The sequence below is a fragment of the Streptomyces sp. SAI-170 genome, assembly GCF_049739565.1.
GTDB lineage: Bacteria > Actinomycetota > Actinomycetes > Streptomycetales > Streptomycetaceae > Streptomyces.
The window spans coordinates 7833684-7856446 of record NZ_JBMGQD010000001.1 but is presented as its reverse complement, the minus strand read 5'-3'; the positions used below and the strand labels follow the sequence as shown (position 1 = coordinate 7856446).

General features: G+C 72.6%; 20 protein-coding genes. 11 read left to right on the top strand and 9 right to left on the bottom strand.

Annotated elements, in window-relative coordinates:
* Positions 1-15: 15 nt before the first annotated feature.
* Together RKD23_RS35270 and RKD23_RS35265 are read right to left on the bottom strand one after the other, a co-directional pair.
* Entirely contained in the window at positions 16-354 is a 339-nt protein-coding gene (locus RKD23_RS35270) for a GNAT family N-acetyltransferase (RefSeq protein ID WP_404047471.1), read from the bottom strand.
* A 24-nt stretch (positions 355-378) separates the two neighbouring features.
* Positions 379-1365, bottom strand: coding sequence for a pirin family protein (locus RKD23_RS35265; protein ID WP_424857413.1), 987 nt, complete (start codon positions 1363-1365; stop codon positions 379-381).
* A 100-nt stretch (positions 1366-1465) separates the two neighbouring features.
* Between RKD23_RS35265 and RKD23_RS35260 the strand changes: the two genes are divergently transcribed.
* The 3 genes from RKD23_RS35260 to RKD23_RS35250 all read left to right on the top strand — a co-directional run bounded on the left by RKD23_RS35260 (position 1466) and on the right by RKD23_RS35250 (position 5477).
* A complete protein-coding gene (locus tag RKD23_RS35260; protein ID WP_424857412.1) occupies positions 1466-1939 on the top strand; it encodes a carboxymuconolactone decarboxylase family protein in 474 nt (157 codons plus the stop codon).
* Between the two features lie 158 nt (positions 1940-2097).
* Entirely contained in the window at positions 2098-4377 is a 2280-nt protein-coding gene (locus RKD23_RS35255; protein WP_424857411.1) for an ATP-binding protein, read from the top strand.
* 131 nt (positions 4378-4508) lie between these two features.
* Positions 4509-5477, top strand: coding sequence for a helix-turn-helix domain-containing protein (locus RKD23_RS35250; protein WP_424857410.1), 969 nt, complete (start codon positions 4509-4511; stop codon positions 5475-5477).
* Between the two features lie 21 nt (positions 5478-5498).
* On the opposite strand, the gene RKD23_RS35245 is transcribed toward RKD23_RS35250, so the two are convergent.
* Positions 5499-6110, bottom strand: a complete 612-nt coding sequence (locus RKD23_RS35245; RefSeq protein ID WP_424857409.1) for a chloramphenicol phosphotransferase CPT family protein — start codon at positions 6108-6110, stop codon at positions 5499-5501.
* A 299-nt stretch (positions 6111-6409) separates the two neighbouring features.
* Here RKD23_RS35245 and RKD23_RS35240 point away from each other — a divergent pair, with 299 nt between their 5' ends.
* The 3 genes from RKD23_RS35240 to RKD23_RS35230 all read left to right on the top strand — a co-directional run bounded on the left by RKD23_RS35240 (position 6410) and on the right by RKD23_RS35230 (position 9786).
* Positions 6410-6856, top strand: a complete 447-nt coding sequence (locus tag RKD23_RS35240) for a Fur family transcriptional regulator (protein ID WP_424857408.1) — start codon at positions 6410-6412, stop codon at positions 6854-6856.
* A 32-nt stretch (positions 6857-6888) separates the two neighbouring features.
* On the top strand, positions 6889-9114 hold the full coding sequence (gene katG, locus RKD23_RS35235) for a catalase/peroxidase HPI (RefSeq protein WP_424857407.1): 2226 nt from the start codon (positions 6889-6891) through the stop codon (positions 9112-9114).
* A 174-nt stretch (positions 9115-9288) separates the two neighbouring features.
* Positions 9289-9786: a lamin tail domain-containing protein gene (locus RKD23_RS35230; RefSeq protein ID WP_404047493.1), complete on the top strand. Its 498-nt coding sequence runs from the start codon at positions 9289-9291 to the stop codon at positions 9784-9786.
* Positions 9787-9953: 167 nt separating this feature from the next.
* On the opposite strand, the gene RKD23_RS35225 is transcribed toward RKD23_RS35230, so the two are convergent.
* Positions 9954-13802, bottom strand: a complete 3849-nt coding sequence (locus tag RKD23_RS35225) for a CHAT domain-containing protein (RefSeq protein ID WP_424857406.1) — start codon at positions 13800-13802, stop codon at positions 9954-9956.
* Between the two features lie 210 nt (positions 13803-14012).
* On the opposite strand from RKD23_RS35225, the gene RKD23_RS35220 reads away from it, so the two are divergent.
* Both RKD23_RS35220 and RKD23_RS35215 read left to right on the top strand, forming a co-directional pair.
* A complete protein-coding gene (locus RKD23_RS35220) occupies positions 14013-14402 on the top strand; it encodes a hypothetical protein (protein WP_424857405.1) in 390 nt (129 codons plus the stop codon).
* Entirely contained in the window at positions 14399-15316 is a 918-nt protein-coding gene (locus RKD23_RS35215; protein WP_424857404.1) for a hypothetical protein, read from the top strand. The genes RKD23_RS35220 and RKD23_RS35215 overlap by 4 nt, the downstream gene beginning before the upstream one ends.
* 211 nt (positions 15317-15527) lie before the next feature.
* On the opposite strand, the gene RKD23_RS35210 is transcribed toward RKD23_RS35215, so the two are convergent.
* The 3 genes from RKD23_RS35210 to rpmG form a co-directional block, all read right to left on the bottom strand.
* Entirely contained in the window at positions 15528-16712 is a 1185-nt protein-coding gene (locus RKD23_RS35210) for a tetratricopeptide repeat protein (RefSeq protein ID WP_424857403.1), read from the bottom strand.
* Positions 16713-16868: 156 nt separating this feature from the next.
* A complete protein-coding gene (locus tag RKD23_RS35205; protein WP_424857402.1) occupies positions 16869-18593 on the bottom strand; it encodes a lysyl oxidase family protein in 1725 nt (574 codons plus the stop codon).
* A 304-nt stretch (positions 18594-18897) separates the two neighbouring features.
* A complete protein-coding gene (rpmG, locus tag RKD23_RS35200; protein WP_424857401.1) occupies positions 18898-19065 on the bottom strand; it encodes a 50S ribosomal protein L33 in 168 nt (55 codons plus the stop codon).
* A 278-nt stretch (positions 19066-19343) separates the two neighbouring features.
* On the opposite strand from rpmG, the gene mgrA reads away from it, so the two are divergent.
* Entirely contained in the window at positions 19344-20387 is a 1044-nt protein-coding gene (mgrA, locus tag RKD23_RS35195; protein ID WP_424857400.1) for an L-glyceraldehyde 3-phosphate reductase, read from the top strand.
* Positions 20388-20390: 3 nt separating this feature from the next.
* On the opposite strand, the gene RKD23_RS35190 is transcribed toward mgrA, so the two are convergent.
* The gene (locus RKD23_RS35190) at positions 20391-20843 is read right to left on the bottom strand and encodes a hypothetical protein (protein WP_424857399.1); all 453 of its coding nucleotides are present in this window, start codon (positions 20841-20843) and stop codon (positions 20391-20393) included.
* Positions 20844-20931: 88 nt separating this feature from the next.
* Here RKD23_RS35190 and RKD23_RS35185 point away from each other — a divergent pair, with 88 nt between their 5' ends.
* Positions 20932-21291 (top strand): MerR family transcriptional regulator, encoded by a 360-nt coding sequence (locus RKD23_RS35185; protein WP_424857398.1) that lies wholly within the window; start codon positions 20932-20934, stop codon positions 21289-21291.
* Positions 21291-22100: an SMI1/KNR4 family protein gene (locus RKD23_RS35180; protein WP_424857397.1), complete on the top strand. Its 810-nt coding sequence runs from the start codon at positions 21291-21293 to the stop codon at positions 22098-22100. The genes RKD23_RS35185 and RKD23_RS35180 overlap by 1 nt, the downstream gene beginning before the upstream one ends.
* Before the next feature lie 18 nt (positions 22101-22118).
* Here RKD23_RS35180 and RKD23_RS35175 read toward each other — a convergent pair whose 3' ends face one another.
* A complete protein-coding gene (locus tag RKD23_RS35175; RefSeq protein ID WP_424857396.1) occupies positions 22119-22736 on the bottom strand; it encodes a hypothetical protein in 618 nt (205 codons plus the stop codon).
* Positions 22737-22763 lie beyond the last annotated feature (27 nt).

Sequence of the window (22763 nt, the reverse complement as noted above, 5' to 3'; positions counted from 1 at the left end):
CCGGGGGAGGTCGGGTCAGCCGAGTTCCTTCTCCAGCCAGGCGAGCACGTCCGGGGTCACCGGGTCGGTGATGTCGGCGAACTCGGTGTGCTTCTTGAGGAACTTGGCGACATAGGGGCAGACCGGCACGATCCGCAGTCCCTGCGCGCGGACGTCCGTGAGGGCCTCCTCGACCAGCTTTCCGGCGAGTCCCTGCCCGGCGAAGGCGTCGTCGACCTCGGTGTGGAAGAACACGCGCTGCGTGCCGCGGTCGCGGTAGGCGGTGAGGCCGGCGCGGGTGGCGCCGACGTGGATCTCGTAGCGGTGGCGGTCGTCGGCGCGACGGACGGTGGGGGTGGTCCCGGTCTCGGTCATGGGGCGGATCCTCTCGGGTCGGTGTCAGGCGCGCGGCGGGTTGCGGCGCGGGGTGAGGGTGGCGTGGGGCAGGGCGGGGGCGGGGAGGCGGTCGCCGGGGTAGCCGTCGACGGCGCCGAAGCGGTCGGAGGCGCTCTCCCAGTCCGCACGGGCGCGGGCGATGTCGTCGTGGCTGCGCCCGATGAAGTTCCACCACATGACGATCTCCTCCTCGAACGGGGTGCCGCCGAGCAGCACGGTCCGGGCGGGGGTGTCGGAGGTGTTGTGGAGGGTCAGGGTGTCGGGGCCGGGGTGGAGGTAGCCCAGGTCGGCCGGGGCGAGCAGGGTGCCGGCGACGCGGACCTCGCCCCGGTCGACGAGGACGCCGTGTTCGAAGTCCGGGTTCACCGCGAGGGCGAGCGTGGCGTGCGGGGCGAGGACGATCTCGGCTCCGAGGAGGGGCGTGAAGGTCGGCACGGGGGAGGTGGAACCGGCGAGGGAGCCGAGGAAGACGCGGATCTCCGCGCCGTCGGCGTGCACGGGTTCGGGGGCGTAGTGCCGAAAGTCGCGGTGGGTTGCGCGGTGCGCTTCGGGCAGGGCGACCCAGAGCTGGACGCCGTGCAGCACGGTGCTGTCCGGGGTGGAGACCTCGGAGTGGGCGATGCCGTGGCCGCCGGTCATGAGGTTCAGTTCGCCGGGGCGGACGTAGGCATGGCTGCCCAGGCTGTCGCGGTGCTCGATCTCACCGCTGAACAGCCAGCTCACGGTCTGCAGGCCGGTGTGGGGGTGCGGGGCGACCACCATGCCGCCGGTGTCGGCGACGTCGTCGGGACCGTAGTGGTCGGCGAAGCACCAGGCGCCGATCAGGGTGCGTGAGCGCTGGGGCAGGGTGCGCCGCACGGTCATGGCCCGCGGGCCGCCGAGGGGCACGTCACGCGGGGGGAGCACCTCCACGCGGGGCCCGTCCGGGGGCGGGGCCATCGCCTCGGTCGCGGGGCGCGTCGCGACGGGGTCGGCTTCGACGTTGCTCATCGGGGGACCTCCACACACCATGATAGTTTATGCTTCAACAATACTTGAACGTGTAGCGTAACGCAGCCCCAGACGCCAACGGCGCCCCAAGGAGCCCAGGTTGAACAGCACCCCCGACGCCGAGCGGATCTTCGTCGACAAGCAGAGCCCGAAGGCGTACCACGCGCTGGTGCAGACCGCCGAGGCCGTGCGCTCGGTCGCCGCCGAGGCCGGACTCGACCGGCGGCTGGTGGAGCTGGTCAACCTCCGCGTCTCCCAGCTCAACGGCTGCGCCTACTGTCTGCACACCCACACCCGGGCCGCCCTGCGCGCCGGAGAGACGCCTCAGCGCCTGGGCGTGCTCGCGGGCTGGCGGGACGCCGAGCTGTACACGCCGGCCGAGCGGGCCGCCCTCGCGCTGGCCGAGGCGACGACCTCGCCGGCCGACCTGGCCGCGCGGGACACCGCCTACGCCGCCGCCCGTGAGGCGCTCACCGAGGACCAGATCTCCGCGGTGATCTGGGTGGCGATCACCATCAACGCCTTCAACCGGGTCTCGATCCTGAGCGGTCACCCCGTACGGCCCGAGCACTGACCCACCCTCGCACGCCCGCCCGTCCCCCGGCCGGCCCGGTGCACTCCTGGGCAGCATCCGTGCACCGGAGATCAACTCCCGCCGCCGAAACCCCCGGCTCCCCTAGAATCCTTGTCGATCATGCTCGTGAGCGGGCGGAGGCACGGGCGGGGGCGCACATGACCGGCGAGCGGGACGTCTTCGGGGCGCTGCTGCGGGAGTTGCGGCTGGCCGCGTCCCTGACCATCGAGGCGCTCGCGGAGCGGTCGGGCGTCAGTGTGCGCGGCATCGGAGATCTCGAGCGCGGGCGACGGGCCGCTCCGCAGCGGCGTACGGTGGCCGCGCTCGCGGACGGTCTGGCGCTGGCCGAGGCGGACCGCGAACGGCTGCTCGCCGCCGCCCGGGCCGGCCGCTCCCCCGGCTACAGCCCTGCCGGGGTCCGCGCGTTCCCGCGCGGGATCGCCGACTTCGTGGGCCGCGAGGCGGAGCTGGCGCACCTGGAGCGGCTCGTGGAGGCGGAGGCGGCCGCGCCGGTCGTGGTGGCGGTGTCCGGGGCGCCGGGGACCGGCAAGACCACGCTCGCCCTGCATGCCGCCCGGCGGCTCGCCGACCGGTTCCCCGACGGGCAGTTGGTCCTCGAACTGCGCGGCACCCAAGACAGCCCGCCCGAACCGGCGGAGCTCATGCTCGGCGTCCTCAAGGCGCTCCAGGTGTCCGACAAGGACCTCGCGCAGGCCGGACCCCAGGGCCATCCGGCGCTGTACCGGCGCCTGTTGGCGGAGCGGCGTTTCCTGCTGGTGCTGGACGACGCCCGCGACGAGCGGCAGGTGCGTCCGCTGCTGCCCGGTGCGGGGGCGGGCCTGGTGGTCGTCACCAGCCGGCGCATGCTGACCGGCCTGGAGAGTGTCCATCGCCTGCCGCTCGGGGAGTTGACCGCCGACGAGGCCGCCGCTCTTCTCCGGGGCCTCGTCGGCACCGAGCGGGCCGCCGCCGAACCGGCCGCGATGGAGGACGTCGCCCGGCGCTGCGGGCATCTGCCGCTCGCCCTGCGCATCGCGGGCAACTGGCTGGCCACCCGTACCGGTTGGAGCGTGGGCCGGCTCGCGGACCGGCTCGCGCTGGAGGAGCGGCGGCTGGACGCGCTGTCCGCCGGGGACATGCGGGTGACGGCCGCCTTCGACCTGTCCTACCGGCAGCTCACCCCGTCGGCGGCCCGGCTGTTCCGGCGCCTGGCCCTGATACCGGGACCCGACACGGCCGCGCCCGCTGCCGCGGAGCTGACCGGGCAGGCGCTGTTCGACGCCGAGGACACGCTGGAGGAACTGGTCGAGGCGGGGCTGCTGGGCACGGACGGGGACCGCTACCGGCTGCACGACCTGCTGCGGCTGTTCGCCCGCGATCGGCTGGCCGCCGACGAGGACGCCGCGGAGGTGGAGGCGGCGCGCGCCGCGCTGTACCGCATGCTGCTGGAGACGGCGGTGGTCGCGGGCCGCTGGTTCGAACCCGACCACGGCGCACCGCCCGCCTCGTGGCGCGGCAGCGTCGATCTCTCGGACGCCGGCAAAGCCGGGCAGTGGCTGCGGGCCGAGGGCCCCAACTGGCTGGCCGCGCTGCGCGCCGCCGCCACTGCCGGGGAGCACACCACCGTGGTGCGCCTCGCCGAAGCCCTGCACTGGTTCTCCGACCAGTGGATCTTCTGGGGGCACTGGCCGGAGGTCTTCGGCTCCGCCGCACGCGCCGCCCGCGCTCTGGGCGACCCGGTCCTGGAGGCCACTCAGCTCAACTACCACGCGTGGGCGATGCTGTTGTGCGAGGGCCGTCCCGGCGACAGCCTCGCCCTGTCCGCCGAAGCACTGGAGGCCGCGCGGCTCGCGGGCGACACGGCCCAGCAGGCCTGGGCCCACTACTACCAGGCCTGGGCTCACCGGCGGCTGGGCTCCTACGCCGCTGCCGCCGAGCACAACCAGCTGGCCGCAGGCCTGTTCAGAGCCGTGGACGATCTGCACGGGTTCATCCAGTCCGAGTACGCGCGTGCCGTCGACCTGAACGACCAGGGCGAGCGCGAGGCCGCCGTGGACGCCTTCCTCGGCGGACTCGCCCTGCTCGACGAACTGGGCGAGCGGATCGCGCCGCACGTCGCCGACTTCACCCGGCGCGGGCTGCACGCGGGCCTCGGTAACACCCTGACGAAGCTGGAGCGTTGGGACGAGGCCGTCACGCATCTCGAGACCGCCGTCGGCATCTGCCGCGACAGCGGCAACGCGGCCCTGGAGAGCCTCCACCTCAGCCAGCTCGGCGACGCCCTGCTGGCCGCCGGGGACACGGCCGCGGCCCGGGATGCCTTCGCCCGCTGCGCCGGACTCGGCCCGGACGCCGACCCGCAGCGCGTCGCCACCGCCCGGGCGCGCCTGGCCGCCCTCGACGCCTCCAGCGGCGGGTCACCGCCTGCACCCCGCTGACCCGCCCGCGCTTTCTGCCTGTGATGTGCCTGGCCCCCGCACCGCCCCGTTGATTGGCTGGTCGGGTGGTCAGCGGCTCTCCGAGCCGAGCGTGGCCGCGTACGTGTGCGGTACGGCGGTGAGGAGGCCGGGTGGACTCGGTGTGGACGACGGATGCGGTGCCCGCCGCCGATCAAGTGGCCTACTGGCGAGACGCGTTGGGCGAGGCCGTCGTACCGGTGCAGATCACCCTGCGCGAGCGGGGCGGCTCCTTCTGCGGCCGGATCAGCGCGGGACGGCTGGGCTGTCTGCGCCTGGCGTCCATCGAGGCCGACGCCCATCGCGCGGCCCGCACACCGACGCTCATCGCCGGCTCGGACGAGGCGTATCTGACGGTCGCCGTGCAGACCTCCGGCACGGCGACCCTCGTGCAGGACGGCCGTCACACCGTCGTCGGCGAGGGCGACCTGGTGGTGTACGACACGGCACGGCCGTACGCCCTGGACTACCCGGAGCGCTTCAGCAGCCGGCAGGTGCATGTGCCGCGGCGCGCGCTGGGGTTGCCGGAGGAGGACATCCGCCGGATCAGCGGCGTCGCGCTCGATGTGTCGGAGGGTCCGGGGGCGGTCCTCACTCCCTTCCTCACCCGGCTGGTCGCCTCGGCGCACGCGTACACGCCGACCGAGGCGGGGCGGCTCGCCGCCGGTGTCGTCGACCTGTTCACCACACTGGTCGCCGCGGCGGGCACGGCCACCGGGCCGGAGGCCTGGCGCGAGCAGCTGGTCCGGCGCGTCCGTGACCACATCGACCGGCAGTTGGGCGATCCCGGGCTCTCGCCGGAGTCCGTGGCGAGGGCGCACCACATCTCCGTCCGCTATCTGCACCGCCTCTTCGAGGAGGAGGGCACCACGGTCGCCCGGCTGATCCGGCGCCGGCGTCTGGAGGAGTGCGCCCGCGAACTCACCGTCCCCGGGCGGCCCGCACCGAGCGTGTCGGAGATCGCCCGGCGCTGGGGTTTCGCCAACCCGGCCCATTTCAGCCGGGTGTTCCGGGGCGCGTACGGCTTCACGCCCCGGCAGTGGCGGACCATGCGCGACCTGGGCCGCGGGGCGCAGGGCTGAGCCGCGGGCCGGCCGGGCGGCTCAGTGGCCGCGCAGGGAGCGCCGTAGGGTCTCGAAAGCCGTCGGACGCGGGCGGTGCGGCAGGAACTCGTGGATGCGGCGGGCGCATTCGGCGGGGCTGTGACGGCCGGTGTCGACGTCGAGGTCGTGCGTGCCGTGGGAGTGGACGTGCGCGAACTGCGTCGCCGCGAGCCCGGGCTGGCGGTCTCCGCGCAGGGTCTCGCGGCGCTCCAGCTCCGGCAGGGGGCAGCGGACGGCGACCAGCACCGTGTCCTCGGGGACCAGCACGTCGAGGAGGTCGAGCAGCCGCCAGCGACGGCTCAGGGGATAGTCGACTACGAGGTTGTTGCCGCCCGCCGCCATCCCGGCGACGGCCCGGTGGAAGCCCTTGCAGGTGCGGTCGATCTCCGCCTGGAGATCACCGTCGACGATCACGCCCCCGCGCATGCCGTGGAAGGCGTCCACCGGGACATGGAACCAGGTGCCGTCGAGGACGCCCAGCAGTTCGCGGGCGATGCTGGACTTGCCGGAACTGGACGTGCCGTTGAGCAGGATGACCGTACCGCCCGCGCCCGTGTCCGGGATGCGCGTGTCGGCCGGGTCGCCCGGCTCGGTCACCGTCTCGGCCGTCATGCCATCGTCCTCTCGCGCGGGTCGTCGGGCACGGAGCGCCTCCGCACCACCGGCATGATCATCGCATTCGACGCCGTACGGGGACCGACTCCCTGGAACACACGCGCGATGTCCACGAACCTCCACGCCGCGGCCACCGACACGGCATGATCAACCGAAGGTGGACGGGCCGCGGTGCCGCCGATGGGCAACGGCGCGGCATTCGTACACGTACGCAAATATCCGGTGAAGCTGCACCCTCAAACTTGCCTCGTTCGTTTCCTTGAATCATTCGTGTTTATGAGGGTAGGTTCGGCGTCATGACCGCATCGGAGACACCGACCACCGCCGAGGAGCTGCGCGGTGCGGGCCTTCGGGTGACGGCCGCGCGGGTCGCCCTGCTGGAGACCGTCCGCAGCGGTGATCACCTGGGCGCCGACGCGATCGCGGCGGGCGTCCGTGACCGGGTGGGCCATATCTCCGTCCAGGCCGTCTACGAAGCTCTCCACGCGCTCACCGGCGCGGGGCTGATCCGCCGGATCGAACCGGCCGGCAGCCCGGCCCGGTTCGAGGGCCGCGTCGGGGACAACCACCATCACGTCGTCTGCCGGTCGTGCGGGGCCGTCGCCGACGTCGACTGCGCGGTCGACGAGACGCCCTGCCTGACCGCCTCCGACGATCACGGCTTCACCATCGACGAGGCCGAGGTCATCTACTGGGGCCTGTGCCCCGACTGCGCACCCTCGCGCAGTTCCCGCAGTTCCTGAGCACGTGATCCGCCTAGTCCGGAAGGATTGCCATGTCTGAGAACCACGATGCAATCGTCACAGACGCGAAGACCGAGGCGTCAGGCGGCTGCCCGGTCGCGCACGGGCGCGCTCCGCACCCGACCCAGGGCGGCGGTAACCGGCAGTGGTGGCCGGACCGGCTCAACCTGAAGATCCTCGCCAAGAACCCCGCCGTGGCGAACCCCCTGGGCGAGGAGTTCGACTACGCCGAGGCCTTCCAGAGCCTCGACCTTCCGGCCGTGAAACGGGACATCGCCGAGGTGCTCACCACCTCGCAGGACTGGTGGCCGGCCGACTTCGGGCACTACGGCCCCTTCATGATCCGTATGGCCTGGCACAGCGCGGGCACCTATCGCATCAGCGACGGCCGCGGTGGCGCCGGTGCCGGCCAGCAGCGCTTCGCGCCGCTGAACAGCTGGCCCGACAACGCCAACCTCGACAAGGCCCGCCGTCTGCTGTGGCCGGTGAAGAAGAAGTACGGCCAGAAGATCTCCTGGGCCGACCTGATGATCCTCGCCGGCAACGTCGCCCTGGAGTCGATGGGCTTCGAGACCTTCGGCTTCGCCGGTGGCCGCGAGGACGTCTGGGAGGCGGAGGAGGACGTCTACTGGGGTCCCGAGACCACCTGGCTGGACGACCAGCGCTACTCCGGCGACCGCGAGCTGGAGAACCCGCTCGGCGCGGTCCAGATGGGCCTCATCTATGTCAACCCCGAGGGTCCCAACGGCAACCCGGACCCGATCGCCGCGGCCCGCGACATCCGTGAGACGTTCGGCCGGATGGCGATGAACGACGAGGAGACCGTCGCCCTCATCGCCGGCGGCCACACCTTCGGCAAGACCCACGGCGCCGGGCCCGCGGACAACGTCGGCGCCGACCCCGAGGCCGCCGGCCTGGAGGAGCAGGGCCTCGGCTGGAAGAGCACCTACGGCACCGGCAAGGGCGCGGACGCCATCACCTCCGGCCTGGAGGTCACCTGGACCGCCACGCCGACCCAGTGGAGCAACGGGTTCTTCAAGAACCTCTTCGAGTACGACTACGAGCTCACCACCAGCCCGGCCGGCGCCCACCAGTGGGTCGCCAAGGACGCCGAGGCGATCATCCCCGACGCCTACGACGCGTCGAAGAAGCACCTGCCGACGATGCTCACCACCGACCTGTCGCTGCGCTTCGACCCGGTCTACGAGCAGATCTCGCGCCGCTTCTACGAGCACCCGGAGCAGTTCGCCGACGCCTTCGCCCGCGCCTGGTTCAAGCTGACCCACCGCGACATGGGCCCGGTCGTGCGCTACCTCGGCCCCGAGGTCCCCACCGAGACGCTGCTGTGGCAGGACCCGCTGCCGGAGCGGACGCACGAGCTGATCGACGCCGAGGACGTCGCCGTTCTCAAGGCGAAGATCCTGGAGTCCGGCCTGACGGTGTCCCAGCTGGTGTCGGCCGCCTGGGCGTCGGCCTCCTCCTTCCGCGGCAGCGACAAGCGCGGCGGCGCCAACGGCGCCCGCGTCCGGCTGCAGCCGCAGGCGAGCTGGGAGGTCAACGACCCGGACCAGCTGGCGACCGTGCTGCGCACCCTGGAGGGCATCCAGGAGACCTTCAACTCCGGCCAGACCGGCGGCAAGCAGGTCTCGATCGCCGACCTGATCGTGCTCGGCGGCGGCGCCGCGATCGAGAAGGCCGCCAAGGACGGCGGCTTCGACGTCGAGGTGCCCTTCACGCCGGGCCGCGTGGACGCCTCGCAGGAGCAGACCGACGTCGAGTCCTTCGCCGCGCTGGAGCCGGCCGCCGACGGCTTCCGCAACTACCTCGGCAAGGGCAACCGCCTCCCGGCCGAGTACCTGCTGCTCGACAAGGCGAACCTGCTCACCCTGAGCGCGCCCGAGCTGACGGTCCTCGTCGGTGGTCTGCGTGTCCTGGGCGCCAACCACCAGGGCTCGCCCCTCGGTGTCCTCACCAAGACGCCCGGCGCGCTGACCAACGACTTCTTCGTCAACCTGCTCGACCTGGGCACGACGTGGAAGGCGACCTCCGAGGACGCCAACACCTTCGAGGGCCGTGACGCGGCCACGGGCGAGGTGAAGTGGGCGGGCAGCCGCGCCGACCTCGTCTTCGGCTCCAACTCCGAGCTCCGCGCCCTCGCCGAGGTCTACGCGAGCGACGACGCGAAGGAGAAGTTCGTCGGCGACTTCGTCGCGGCCTGGGCCAAGGTCATGGAGCTGGACCGCTTCGACCTCGTCTGATCCGCGCCTCGCATCTCTGACGTCCGGGTCGGCCCCTCGTGGGCCGGCCCGGGCGTTTCTCCATGTGCGGACCTTTGTGCGGCCTTCACGATTTCCCCACCCAACTCCCATAAGTCATTCACGATTTGTGTATGCTCCAGGCTCCCGTTCGCACCAATGGGGAGAACACACCTCATGCGCATACGCATCACCGCGGTCGCGTCCGTCGCCGCCGCCGGAGCCCTCGCCCTCACGACGGCCGGCTCCGCCCACGCCACCGAGTACGCGTCGTCTCTGAAGATCCAGGGCATCCAGTACGACGCTCCCGGTCGCGACTCCAACAACTGCACCACCGGCAACACCAGGGCCGAGTACCTGACGCTCAAGAACTACTCGCGCACCGCGACCATCAACCTCCGCAACTACAAGGTCAAGGACGCGGCGGGCAACACCTTCACGTTCCCGACGAACCACTACCTCGAGCCCGGCGACTACGTGAAGCTGCGCGGCGGCAAGGGCACCAACTCCGACGCCAACAACGTCGTCTACCGCCAGAACTGCAACTTCATGTGGAACAACGACAAGGACACGATCTACGTGTACAAGTCGAACGGCAGCCGCGCCGACGTCCACTCGTACACCAAGTCCAACAACGACCGCGACGGCAACGGCTACATCAGCTTCCACGGCTGACATCCGGCACGCCCTGCCGCCAACTCCTCCCCGCTCGGTCCCCGTTGCGTCTTCTCGGGGCCCCGGCGGGGAGGAGTTTTGTCTTCAGCCGGTCGGCTCGGGAGTCTCCTCGGGGGCCTGCGGGCGTCGCCAGCTGGTCCGGCGCCCCCGCCACAGCATCCGCGGGATCACGCCCCGACGTGCAGGTACGCCGCCCAGCGCGTCGGTGAGGCGAGGTACCTCGCGCGCAGGGTGCGTATCGCGGTGTTGAGGGCCTGTGCGGTCAGGGTCGTGTCGGGCGGGCGGGTGCCGTCGGCGGTCAGGGAGCGGTAGAACGCGCCCGATATCGCGGGGGTGTCCGGGGCGCGCCAGAGGGTGCCGATCACACTGCGGAAGCCGGCCAGTTGGAAGGCCGCCGCCAGGTGCATGGGCTCGTCGGGGAGCTCGGGGTGCGGCTCGGCGGTGCTGCACGCGGACAGGAAGGCCACGGCGCCGTGTTCGAGGGCGGTGTCCTGGATGTGGGTGGCGGTGAGGGTCTCACTGGTGTCCAGGTGGAGGCCGCCGCCGCGCAGGATGCTCAGTGAGGAGTCGTTGTCCCCGTGGCAGGCGAAGTGCACCAGGGCGTACTCGCGCAGCGCCCCGTCCAGGGCGTCCAGGCCGGATGCGGCCCCGCTGAGCACCCGCGAGCCGGGCACCGCCGCGCGGACGGTCTCGGCCTCCTTGCCCGCCTCCGGCAGCGGCGGCAGCCGCGGACAGTCGGCGCCGGTGACGATCAGGACGCCGCTGCGGTGCACGCTCCCCGGCGGGGACGGGATGTCGTACGACATGTCCCGCAGGGAGTGGGCCAGCGCGGCGAGAGTCGGTGTGTAGGAGGGGACCACTCGGTCGACGACCGTGCGGGGTGCGGGGCCGTCGGTGTCGTGGTGATGGCCGGCCGCGTGCAGAGGCAGGCGGACCAAGGGGCCTACGGGGCACCACCACAGGCGGGGCAGGGCATGGTCGTCAGGGCCTTCACCGGCCCTGCCGCCTTCCCCCTCGCGGGTTGCCCCGTGCCCCACCCCAGCGACGGCCTGACCACCGCCTTCCATGCGCTCCAGCACCGGGCCCGCCACCTCGTCCCACAGCCACGCCAGCACCGCGTGCATCTGTGCCTGGGCCGCTTCCCTGGCGTCGAAGGACGCCGCGAGGTCCAGCGCCTGCGCCAACGCCCCGTCCAGCAGGGCGCTTTGCTCCCGGACCGCGGCCTCGGTCAGGCCCGGCAGCGGCACGTGTTCGACGGGTCGCGTCGGGTCGGCCGGGACCAGCAGGGCGTCGCCTCGGTCGGCGTGCGCGAGCACGAACACCACCGGGGCCCCGGCGACGCGGGCCCGCAGCTCGGGCAGGGAGTCCGGGCGAGTGAGGGCCGCGACCTCCGGATGCTCGGCGAGGCGTCGCCGGATGCCCTGCTGCTCGGCGGCGAGCCTGCGCGTGGTGGCCGCCCAGCCCGGGCGCGGGTCCTTGCGGCTGGAGGTCTCCTTCAGGACGCGGCCGGACGCGTCCTTCTCGACGGTCTTGACCTCGAAGCCGCTGACGTTGGCGTAGAAGTCGGCCGTGGTCAGCTTCGCATCGATCTCGGCGAGCCGCCGCGCGGCCGTCGGGTCGATGCGTTCGATCGCCTCGCGGAGTCGCCGGGCGGTGAGCGCCTGCCCGTAGAGGATCGCGCGGCCGTTCTCCAGCAGATGCACGGCCCGCTCGGCGTCGCCCGAGTCGATCGCGGCGCGGGCGGCACGGGCGGCCAGTGCGGGCGCCAGGGCCGCGGTGCCCTTGCGCACCGGCCCGGCCAGGGACCGCTGGGCCTGCTGCGGGATCTCGTCCTCGAAGAGGCCCTCCAGTACCTGCAGGGCGAGCCGCGGGTCACCGGCACCCTGCGCGAGGATCGCGCGCTTCTCCTGGGCCTCCAGACGGTACTTGGAGCCCGTGCGGGGGTCCTCGGCGATCGTCTGCCAGACCTGGAGCGCCTCCGTGCGCAGCGCCTCGGCCTCCGGGGAGGCCGGGTCGGTCAGCTGGTGCAGGGCGGTGCACGGGCGGGCGAGCAGGATATGGCGCTCGACCCAGTAGGGGTCGTCCGGCAGGGTGCGCTCCAGTGCCTCGCGGGCCAGCCGCACGGCGTCGGCCAGCGCCTCCCGGTCCCCGGTCCTCAGGTGCTCCACATGGCGGACCTGGCTGATGGAGCTGAGGAAGCGGCCCTGGTCGGGATGGTCCGCGGGCAGTCTGGCCAGACCCCGCCGGTAGAGCTGCTCGGCCTCGGTCAGGTACTCCGGCCGCTCCTCCTCGGTCCGTCCGGCGCGGAGCAGATGACCGGCCAGGTTGAGGAGCAGTTCGTGCTTCCGCGGATGGTCCTCGGGGAACGCGTCGGCCGCCGTGCGGGCCAGCTCCAGTCCCTCGGCGGCGGCCGCCCGATCCCCCTGGTGCTCGGCGAAGTCGCCCAGGGCGCCGGCGAGGTTGGACATGCGGTAGGGACGGAAGGGGTCGTCCTGCGGGGTGCGCGCCAGGGCCTCCCTGCACAGCTCCAGCGACTCGGGCAGCAGGGTTCCGTCGGACAGGACGTTGGCGACGGCGATCAGCACTTTGGACAGCCGCTCCAGGTTCCGGGGCGTGTCCGGGTCGTCCTGCGGCAGCTCCTTCCTGGCCCGGCGCGCGGCCGTCAGCGCCTCGTCGGCGAGGTGGGCGTCGGCCTGGGAGGAGTACGCGTGATGCACGGTGGCCTCGGCCAGCGCGATCAGGGCACGCGCGGCGAGGCGGTGCCCGGTGGGTGTGGCGTCCACCGCCTGCAGGGCCCATGCGCGGGCCTGTTCCGGTGAGGCGCCGTCACCGCCGGACCTCCAGTGCCTGAACTCCGACTCGGCGGCCAGGACCAAGGCTCCGGGCCGGTCCTCGTGGTCGCCCGGCACCACGTCGACCAGGACGAGGGCGGCGCGGCGGCGGTCGGCCGGGGCGGCGTCGGGGTCGTCGGCGGTCCGCCACGCCTCCGCGAGGTGCGCGTCGTCGTCCGGGGAAGGTGCGGGCGCGGACCGGTTCAGAACCGCCCGGGCCGCCTCGGCGCCGACCCGCGCGACGGCCTCCTCCTCCAACTGGCCCCGCCACTCCCGGTGTTCCTGCACCCTCCAGTCGTCGTGGCCGGTGGCCCGGACCAGGTCGTCCGCCGCCGCGAGCGCTTCCATCAGCAGCTCCGCCGAGCCCGTCTCCGCCGCCCGGCGCCTGAGCACACCGACCAGTTCGCGCGCCGGGTACAGATTCACGGGGCTGCCCTGTCCCGCCGCCTCGACGGCCCGGCGCAGATCGGCCGTCGCGCGCTCCAGGGCGGCAGGGTCGAGCCGCTCGTCGTGGAGATGAGCCGCGCACCGGGCCTTGAGCATCAGCCGGTTGGCCAGGTGCGGGTCGTCCCGCTCCGGGTGGCGCACAGTGGCCTCCACGGCGAGTTCAGCGCTGCGCTCGCCCTCCTCGACCCAAGTGCGGTGCGCGCCCAGGTCCGCCAGCCGCAGCCGCAGCCAGGCGCGGTCGCTGAGCAGGGCCGCCTTCTCGCGCAGGGACGTACCCTCCTCCCCCAGCCAGCGGATCTGCAGGTCCACGACGGTGTCCAGCGCCTTGAAGTCGTCCTCCTCCTCGAAACGGTCCATGAGGAAGAGAAGTTGGTCGATCCTGGCCGGCCCAAGGGTGCCCCTCTCCTCGTCCGGCGGGGCGGCGGCCGGTGCGGAACGCCGGAGGAACCGCCGGCGGCGCGGGGCGGTGCGGGACCGGCCCAGGTGGGCGCGCAGGGTGGAGGGGAAGGGCGGCAGATCCGGCGGCGGTTCGGTGATCAGGCCCGCCAGCTCCAGGGCGGCACGGTACTCCCCCAGTCCGCGCACGCCGGGCATATGGAGGTAGCGGTACCAGCGGATCAGCGCCAGCCGTGCCGTCCCGGCCGGGTCGGCGCCGGGCTCCGGCGGCAGGACGGCGTCCGGTAGCACCGGCAGGTCCCGCTCGTCGCCGGTGCGTGTGTAGCGTTGCAGCTCTTCCATGGTTTCACCCCCGTGTCCCGCCCAACGTCCGGCTCCAACGGATGGTTCCCGTGCGTATCGAATCCGTCACGATCCGTGTCCGGTCGCTATCCGTGCAACGTCCGGCCCCGCTCCGCGGTTCCCGTCGCCATCCTGGCCACCGCTGTCGGCGACCGGTAGTAGCGTGACGGGACATTCGTGTGACGGCGGCGGTGACGGGGAGGATCCTGGATGGACGCGATCGCGGAGCGGCTGGCGCGGTTGTGCCCGCAGACGGACGGGGACGCGCTGCGGGAGCGTGCCGTGCGGTACGGGGTGGGCGACGAGCTGGACCGGCTGCGGGCGGCCGTGCTGTCGGGCGAGCGGGGGCCTTCGGTCGCCGCGGATCTGGACGCGCTGGACGACGCGTTCGCCCGGCACGGCATCGACGCGCTCAGCACAGGGGTGCGCGACTACGGGTCGTTGCGGGGAGCGACGCCCCATCCCGGGGTGACGCTGTGGGGCTGCCCGTCCCCCGTCCCCTGCCCGCGCCTCGTGCCCCAGGAAGGGGCGCACGCCGATGCTGCACCCAGGTGCGGGCTGGCCGGAACACCGTTCGTCTCCCGTACGTTCCGTCTGTGAGCGTCGTACTGGCCGAACTGGGCAAGCAGTTGGCGGGGCGCTGGGCCATGCTGCTGCTTCTGCCCGGCGCCTTCTACGTGTGTACGGCGGCGGTCGCCGTCCTGCTCGGGCAGGGTCATGCCTTCGACCCGGGTCCGCTGACGGCGTGGCTGGATTCGGTGGCGGCGGCCCCGGCGAGCGGGCGGTTCGGGACCGTGCTGATCGGTGCGGCGGCGTTCACCGCCGCGGCGGCCGCCGCCGGACTGGGGGCCTCCGCCGCCGCGCAGTTGGTGGAGCGGGTGTGGTGGGCCTCGGGTGAGGAGCCGGTGCTGCGGCGGCTCACGGCCCGGCGTCGGCAGCGCTGGGAAGAGCAAGAGGAGGCGGTGACGGCGGCGGTGCGGGAGTTCGCCACCGCGGGCGGCAGCCCGGAGGCCGGCCGGCGGCTGCGGGCGGCGATCGTACGCCGGGACGCCACGAGCCCCGAGCCCGCCGCCCGCCCCACCTGGATAGGGGACCGGCTGCATGCCGTCGACCAGCGGGTGCACGCCAGTTACCACCTGGACCTGTCGGCGGCGTGGCCCCGGCTGTGGCTGCTGATGCCCGACGCCGCCCGCGCGGAGCTCGTGGAGGCCACGGCGGGCTGCGCGGCGGCGGCGCGGCTCGCCGGGTGGGGGGTGCTCTATCTGCCGCTGACCGTGGTGTGGTGGCCGGCCGCGCTGCTGGCGGTGGGGGTACTGCTCACCGCGCGGCACCGAGCGCGCAACGCGGTCGCTGTCCAGGCGGACCTGGTGGAGGCGGCCGTCGATCTGTACGGGCGTGACCTGGTGGTGCAGCTGGGGCTGGACTGCGAGGGTCCGCTCACACGCGAGGCGGGGGCGCGGGCCACGTCCCTGATGCGCAAGGACCGGACGGATCGGTCACGTCTGGAAGGGTGAGGGAGCGCACGGGCCGCCGGTGCCCCAGCCGGTGACGGCGCGCGCTGATCACGCCCCCGTACGGCGACGGAGCCGGCCGACTGACGACCCGTACGGTGATGGAGCGGGCCGACTGACGCCCGTACGGTGATGGAGCGGGCCGGATCACGCCCACGAGGGTGCCGGTGCGAACGGATCACTCATGCAGAGTCACGAAAGCGGACGGGCCGCCTCACGCCTCGTACGGTGACGGCGCGGGTCGGCTGTCGAGGCCGACGACGGTGGACACGATCACGTCCGGCGCGGCGGGCAGCAGGACGGAGAAGCCGCCCGCCGTGCGCCGGAATCCGCGCCGTCCCGGCTGTGGAATCTCCACGGGCCGATGGTCGGTGGCCTGCATCAGCCGGTCGTGGCGGGCCTGGTCGCGGGCCGACATCAGGCGGCGGTCCACGGTCAGGACCGGCGGTGAGCTGAGCCGGGGCCAGTGCGTGTGGTGGACGAACACGCGGACCCGGAGCCGCTGTTCGCCCAGTTCCCGCTCGGCCTGCGCCAGGTGCTCGGCCAGAGCGCCGATCGCGTCGGCCACCTGGTCGGCAGGGGCGAGCAGATCCAGGTCGGGGCTGTAGGGCGCCTCCAGCTCGTCCGGTCCGACCACCTCGCAGACGATGTCCAGCTCGTCGTCACGCAGCTGCTCACCGGGACCGTGTTCCGTACGGGCCGCCGCGTGGGTGCTCAGGGTCAGCTCGGCGCCGTAGCGGGAGGCCGTCATGGCCACCGGGAACAGGCCCGTGTAGCGCAGCGTCCGGGCGCAGCCCAGCAGCACCTCCGCCACCGGCCGCTCGGCCCACTCGCCGAGCAGTTCGACGGCTTCCCGGTGGCGTCCGAGGCGGCGCAGCAGGTGGGCGTAGTCCAGGCGGATCGCATGGGTCGTCCCGTCCTCCGGCCCGAACGCCTCCTCGCAGCCTCTGATGAGCATCGGGTAGCCGCGTGCGGCGGCCTCCAGGTCGCCCTGTCTCACCTGGATGATCAGGAAGTTGTTGGCGGCGTTGAGGGTCAACGGGTGTGCCGGCCCGAGCAGGGCGGCGCGTGCCTGGTGCACGGTCGCCAGCAGTTCGAGCGCGGGCTGCCACTTGTGGCGGTCGCGCAGCACGAGGGCGAGGTTGTTCATGCAGGTGAGCGTGAACAGATGGTTGGGACCGCTGACGCGGGCGAAACCCTGGCACGCGCGCGTGTACTGGTCCTCCGCCTCCGCCAACCGGCCCGCCGCGTGCAGGGCGCCCGCCAGCTCGTGCCGGGCCGCCGTGGTCTCCAGGGACAGCGGTCCCTGCCGTGCCTCGAGCCACTCCACCTGCTCGGCCAGTTCGGCCAACGACTCCTCCGGCACGGGCGGTTCCTCCTTCGCAAGGAATGGTTCCATTGTGCCGAGCGGGCGCCGCCGTGCCCCCACGCGTGCGCGTGGAGGTTCGGTCGAGGGATACGAGCCGAGTACGAGCCCCGTACGAGCCCCGTACGAGCCCCGTGCGAGCCCCGGGGCCGCCGCCGGACGACGACGACCCCGGGCCTCAAGGGTGTGTCAGCGGGCGTCGATCAGCTGGTGCGGCGGAACCTTCACCGTGCGGGCGCCCGGGGTGCCGCCCAGGATCACCTTGCGCAGGGCGACGTTGTTGTTCAGGTTGGTCTCCTTGAGCCGCTTCGACGGGTTGGCGATGACCTGGATGTAGTACGTGCCGTTCGGCAGGTCGGTGATGTCGAAGGACTGGCCGGGACGGTACTGGGTGTAGGTGTCGCCGGACCCGACGTCGAGGACCTCACGCACGGACAGCGAGTTCTGCTGACCGCAGGCGGTCGACAGATCGGTGTTGTAGGGGTGCCAGTTGGCGTTCTTCACCAAGTAGTTCACGGCGTCGGTGTTGGCCAGGCAGAACGCCTCCTTGCCGCTGCGCACCGCCTCGGTGCGGTCGGCGCTCAGCAGGCGGTAGCTGGCGAAGTCGGTGAAGTGCCAGTGCTCGTGCCCGATGCGCGGGTCCCACTCCATGGTGCCGGTCGGGGTGTAGCCGACCTGCTTGCCGTTCGCGTCGTAGAAGTACTGGTAGGCGTCCATCAGGTCCGCGCCCGGGGTGCGGAAGCCGTCCACCACGAGGGGGGCCGGGCCCGCGTTCCAGACGTTGGCGCTGAAGGCGAGGTAGTCCTTGCCGGGTACGTCGCCGTCCTCGCCGTCGGTGATGGCGATGTCCCAGGCCGGCAGGGAGCGCAGGTCCGGCTTGGGCACGTTCGCCGGGACGCCGGCACGGCCGGTGGGCCGCTTGGCGTTCGCCTTCAGGGCGGGCGCGATGCGCGAGCCGTCGGTGTGGCCGGGGCCGTCACCGAGGTGGTGGGCGGTGCCGCGGTCCTCCAGGGCGTGCGAGAGGGCCGGCGGGGTGGGGGCGTCGGCACCGCGCGGGCCGTAGTGGAGGGCCGTGATCCCGTGCGAGGCCCCGTGGCCCGCGTGGGAGGCGCCGTGGCCGCCGTGGGAGGACCCGTGGCCGCCGTGTCCTGCGGCGTGGTGGGCGTCCGACCGCGCGCCGGTCACGCCGACGCCGCCCTCGCCGCCGTCAGTGACCTTCCGTACGGTCACCTTGATGGTGGGGCGGTCGTCGGGGATGCCGAACAGGTCGCGGTACTTCTTGGCCACGGCCACCTTGGCCGTGTACTCGCCGACCGGGAGGTCCAGCGGCTTGTCGTAGTCGAAGGTGCTGGAGTTGGACGCCCAGCCCTTCTCCACGCCCCACACCGACCCGAGGGTGAACGGGTTGGTGGGGCAGCTCTCCGGGTAGTGCGACTTGGCCGGGGCGTCCGGGCGGATACGGCCGGAGGCGTTGTTCGGGCAGAACGTGCCCTTGGTCTCGGCCGCGATCCGGCCGGCCGCGTCGGTGACGGTGACCTCCAGGAAGCCGGGCAGGCCGGAGAAGTCCTTCACCGTTCCGGCTGGCAGGGTCTTCGTGCGGGTGGTGGTGCCGTCGCGGAGGATCTGCCGGGCGACGACGGGGTCCTTGTAGGACTTCCGGGTCACCTGGAACTCCAGCGGAGCCTTGTCGACGGTGATGTACGTGCCGAGGTCCAGATAGACCCCGGATTCCCCCTCCCACCGGTCGACCGTGACGGACTTCGACGCGGCCACCAGCTTCAGCTTGGGCGTGCCGGCCGGGCTCGACGGGCCGGCACCGGGAGCGGCGCCGGCCGCCACGACGACGACGGTGAGCGACGCGGCCGCGGCGAGCGACGCGCGCGTGATGCGCTTGCGGTGTTGCTGACTGGTCATCGGTTCCTCGTCTGCGAGTGCCATGGTCAGTGGCATCGGACTCGACAGCTCACTCGCCTGACCGATGTGGCCGGACGCACCCCACGCGTCCTGGGCAGGCCTGTGAGCAACCTGTGAGACCGCAAATGCGGGAAACCGGTTGCCTGTTGATGCGGAATTCAGTTCATCGGGTGAGAGCCGGGCCGCTGACCGTGCCGGTCCCGGCGCTGCCACTGCTCACCGAGCTGGGCTGGACCGAGCCCCACCCCATCACCCGGCACAGAGAGGCGAGCCCTCGCGAGGGCTCGCCTCCGCGCGCGTCGGTTCAGCGCGCCTCGCGGAACTCCACGTGCCGGCCGGCGACCGGGTCGTACTTGCGCAGGATGAGCCGGTCGGGGTCGTTGAGACGGTTCTTGCGCGTCACGTAGGTGACGCCGGTCCCGGCCGTCGACCTCAGTGTGACGACGGGACGCGCGGTGGTGGTGCGTGCCATGGGGTGGTCCTCCTTCCGCCGCGGCAGCCGCAGGCTTTGGCCTGCGCATGCCAGCGACACCCACAACAGCAACCCCGGCCCCGGCATTCCCGGCCCCGGCCCGGACCTACACCCGCACCCAGACCCAGACCCGGACCCGCAACGCAGACCGCATTCAGAAGCGACACCGCTGAATGCGATGAACCCGGACAGTTGGACTTCGGGATCACCCGGGGGCAGGGTGGGCACATACCCCTCCCCCGACGGGGCCCCTCACCGCACCACCCGGAGATCACCCGATGAACCACGTCGCGGACCCCGAGCGCTACAACGGCACCATGCGCTACCGGCGCACCGGACGCTCAGGACTGGACCTCCCGCTGCTGTCGCTCGGCTACTGGCACAACTTCGGCGACGACAAGCCCTTCGAGGCCCAGCGCGAGATCGCCCTGCGAGCCTTCGACCTCGGCATCACCCACCACGACCTGGCGAACAACTACGGACCGCCCTACGGCGCCGCCGAGATCAACTTCGGGCGGCTGATGAAGCAGGACCTCGCGCCGTACCGGGACGAGCTGGTGATCTCCACCAAGGCCGGCTGGGACATGTGGCCGGGCCCCTACGGGCAGGGCGGCGGCTCCCGCAAGTACGTGCTCGCCTCGCTCGACCAGTCGCTCAGCCGCATGGGGCTGGACTACGTCGACATCTTCTACTCCCACCGGCTCGACGCGAGCACCCCGCTCGAGGAGACGATGGGCGCGCTCGACACGGCCGTCCGCCAGGGCAAGGCCCTGTACGTGGGCATCTCCTCGTACGACGCCGAGCGCACCCGGGAGGCCGTCGGCATCCTGCGCGAGCTGGGCACGCCGCTGCTCATCCACCAGCCGTCGTACAGCATGCTCAACCGCTGGATCGAGACGGACGGGCTGCTGGACGCCGCCGAGGAGGAGGGCTTCGGCGTCATCGGCTTCACCGCGCTGGCCCAGGGCCTGCTCACCGGCCGCTACCTCGACGGCGTGCCCCAGGACTCGCGGGCCGCGCAGGGCAAGTCCTTCGACACGAGCTGGCTGACGGAGGACATGCTGCGCCGGCTGCGCGCCCTGAACGACATCGCGGCCCGCCGCGGCCAGACCCTCGCCCAGATGGCGCTCGCCTGGGCGCTGCGCGACGAGCGGGTCACCTCCCTGGTCATCGGCGCCTCCCGCGTCGAGCAGCTGGAGCAGAACGTGGCCGCGCTGGAGAACCTCGACTTCAGCGCCGAGGAACTCGCCGAGATCGACAAGCTCGCCACCGACGGCGGCGTCGACCTGTGGCAGGACGCCCGCCTGGGCAACCTCGACTGACCGCTACACCCGCTCCCCCGCCGCCGGACGGCCGGACCGACGCCGTCCGGCGGCGCGCCTTTCCCGCCACCAGGGCGCCAGCTGTACGACGCCCCAGGCCGCCTCGACGACCAGGAACGGCCACAGCACGCCCGAGGCACCGGCGGCCAGCGCGTACGCCATCCAGAGGGAGAACAGGGCCCGCGCGACACCGTCGTACAGCCCGTGCACCGGCAGGGGTGCGCGCAGCCGCAGCACGGACCACACGATCACCACCGACCCCATCAGGTCGGCGTACAGGACCTGCATCGGTTCTCTGGCGGGCAGCGCGCCGAGCCCGAGCGTCTCCCCGGTCCAGGACAGGGCGGTGTGCACCAGTGCGTAGGTCCACGGGGTGACGAAAGCTGCCGTGACGACGAGGTCGTACCAGGCGCTCGCGCGCACGAGCCGCAGGTAGGCGGGCCGGGAAGGGGTCATGGCGGACCTCCGGGTGAGGGATGGGACAGGGCCCTCATGCTGAACGGTGGAGTACTGTCCAAGGTCAAGTCCACCTGGGGGGAACGGCATGCGTATCGGCGAGTTGGCCGCACGGACCGGCTTGAGCAAGGACGCCATCCGTTTCTACGAGCGCCAGGGCCTGGTCACCGGCCCCCGCCTGGCGAACGGCTACCGGGACTTCCCGGAGGAGGCCGTGACCTGGCTCTTCTACGTCCGCACGGCCCAGGCCCTGGGCTTCACCCTGGCCGAGATCCGCCGGCACGGCGACAACCTGCTCGACGCCCCCGACTCCGCGGAGGCCCTGTCCGCGCTGTTCGAGGACAAGATCCGTGTCATCGACACGCGCATGGCCGAACTGTCCGCCCTCCGGGCCGACTTGAGCGACCGCGTCGGTACCGGTTGCCCGCTGCGGGCCGGGGCGGTGTGATGCCGGGCGCTCTCGCGCGGTTGAAGGCCGCGGTGGTTCCTCCGGCCGTGCCGATCGACGCGCGCGGGGACTGGCGTGCGGCCGAGGAGGCGCTCGGCGTGGAGCTGCCCGCCGACTACAAGTGGCTCGTCGAGACGTACGGCTGGGGCGAGTTCTGCGACTTCCTCAATCTGCACACACCGTTCGGCTCCCGTCCGCACAACGGTCTCGCCTGGCGGAGCACGGGCGGGCTGCTGGTCTGGGGCAGCACCATCGACGCCGACCGGTTGTGCTGGCGCACCGACGGGTCGCCCGGCGACTGGCCGGTGGTGATCTGGGACGCCGAAGGCGCTGTCGAGGAACTCCCCGTCGGGGCAGGCGAGTTCGTGGCGGGCTGGTCACTCGGACTGCTGGAGTCGCGGCTGCTGGGCGCCATGGAGCCCGGGCTCGCGCCGTGGTTCAACGCGTTCCGCACCCGGACCCACCGGTGTGTCTTCCTGTCCGAGGGGCCGCACCCGTATGCCGAACGCCTCCGGATCCTCCGGGACGCCTTCGCGCCGACCGCGGACCGGGGGTCCTGGGAGTCCGACGGGGGCGCCTCGGGCCAGGATCACTTCGCCGCCGTCGCCGACGACTGGCTGTTCACCTACGACCGGTCCCGCCCGCACCAGATCCGTGTCGGCTTCCCTCCCGAGGACGCACAGCGGGCCGGGGCGCGTCTGTTCGCCGCCGTACGGCTCATGGGCTGTGAGGTACGACAGGTCACGACGGGCGCGGGTACGGTGCTGCCGGCCTGGGAGACGCGGGCGCCGGAGGACACCCGGCCGTGAGGCCCGCGGGCGAGCCCCTCACTCGTCGTCGGAGGCGTCCACGCCCAGGTCTCGGCGGAGTGCCTTGCGCAGGTCGGACAGCAGCGCCCAGGCCGTCTCGACCTCCACGGCCGCGAACTCGTCGAGGACGGCCACGTCCGGCGCGGGCGAGGTGTCGTCGCGGAACTGCTCGAGGAACCCCTTGAGGGTGCCGTAGCCGCGACCGAGCTGATGGCCGGCCGCACTCACCGTGCTCATCACCCGGTCCGGCGTGATCATCTGCGCCTCGGCGTAGCTCTCGCGCTGGACGCCACGGCTCTCCTCCAGCTGCTCCGCGCACTCCTCGACGGCGTCCCTGTCTCCGGAGCGCAGGGCGTGCACCAGGTTGATCTGCGCGGTCTGGTACTGCCGGAAGGCCGTGTTGAGGCCGATGTAGCAGGTACGGCGCAGCTCCAGCCGCTCGCGGCGCCGGGCCTCGGCGGCCTCGGACCGCCGTACCCGCTCGGCGTGTTCACGCTCCTCGCGCTGCTGCCGGGCCAGCGCCTCCAGTTCGAGCCGCTTGGTGCGGTCGGCACGGCTCTGTGTCAGCTGCGCGGCCCCCAGCGTGCCCGCGACGCCGACCACGGCGACGACCAGCGCGACCCATGTCTCCCCCACTCCGGCTCCCCCGACTCGGCAACGGTG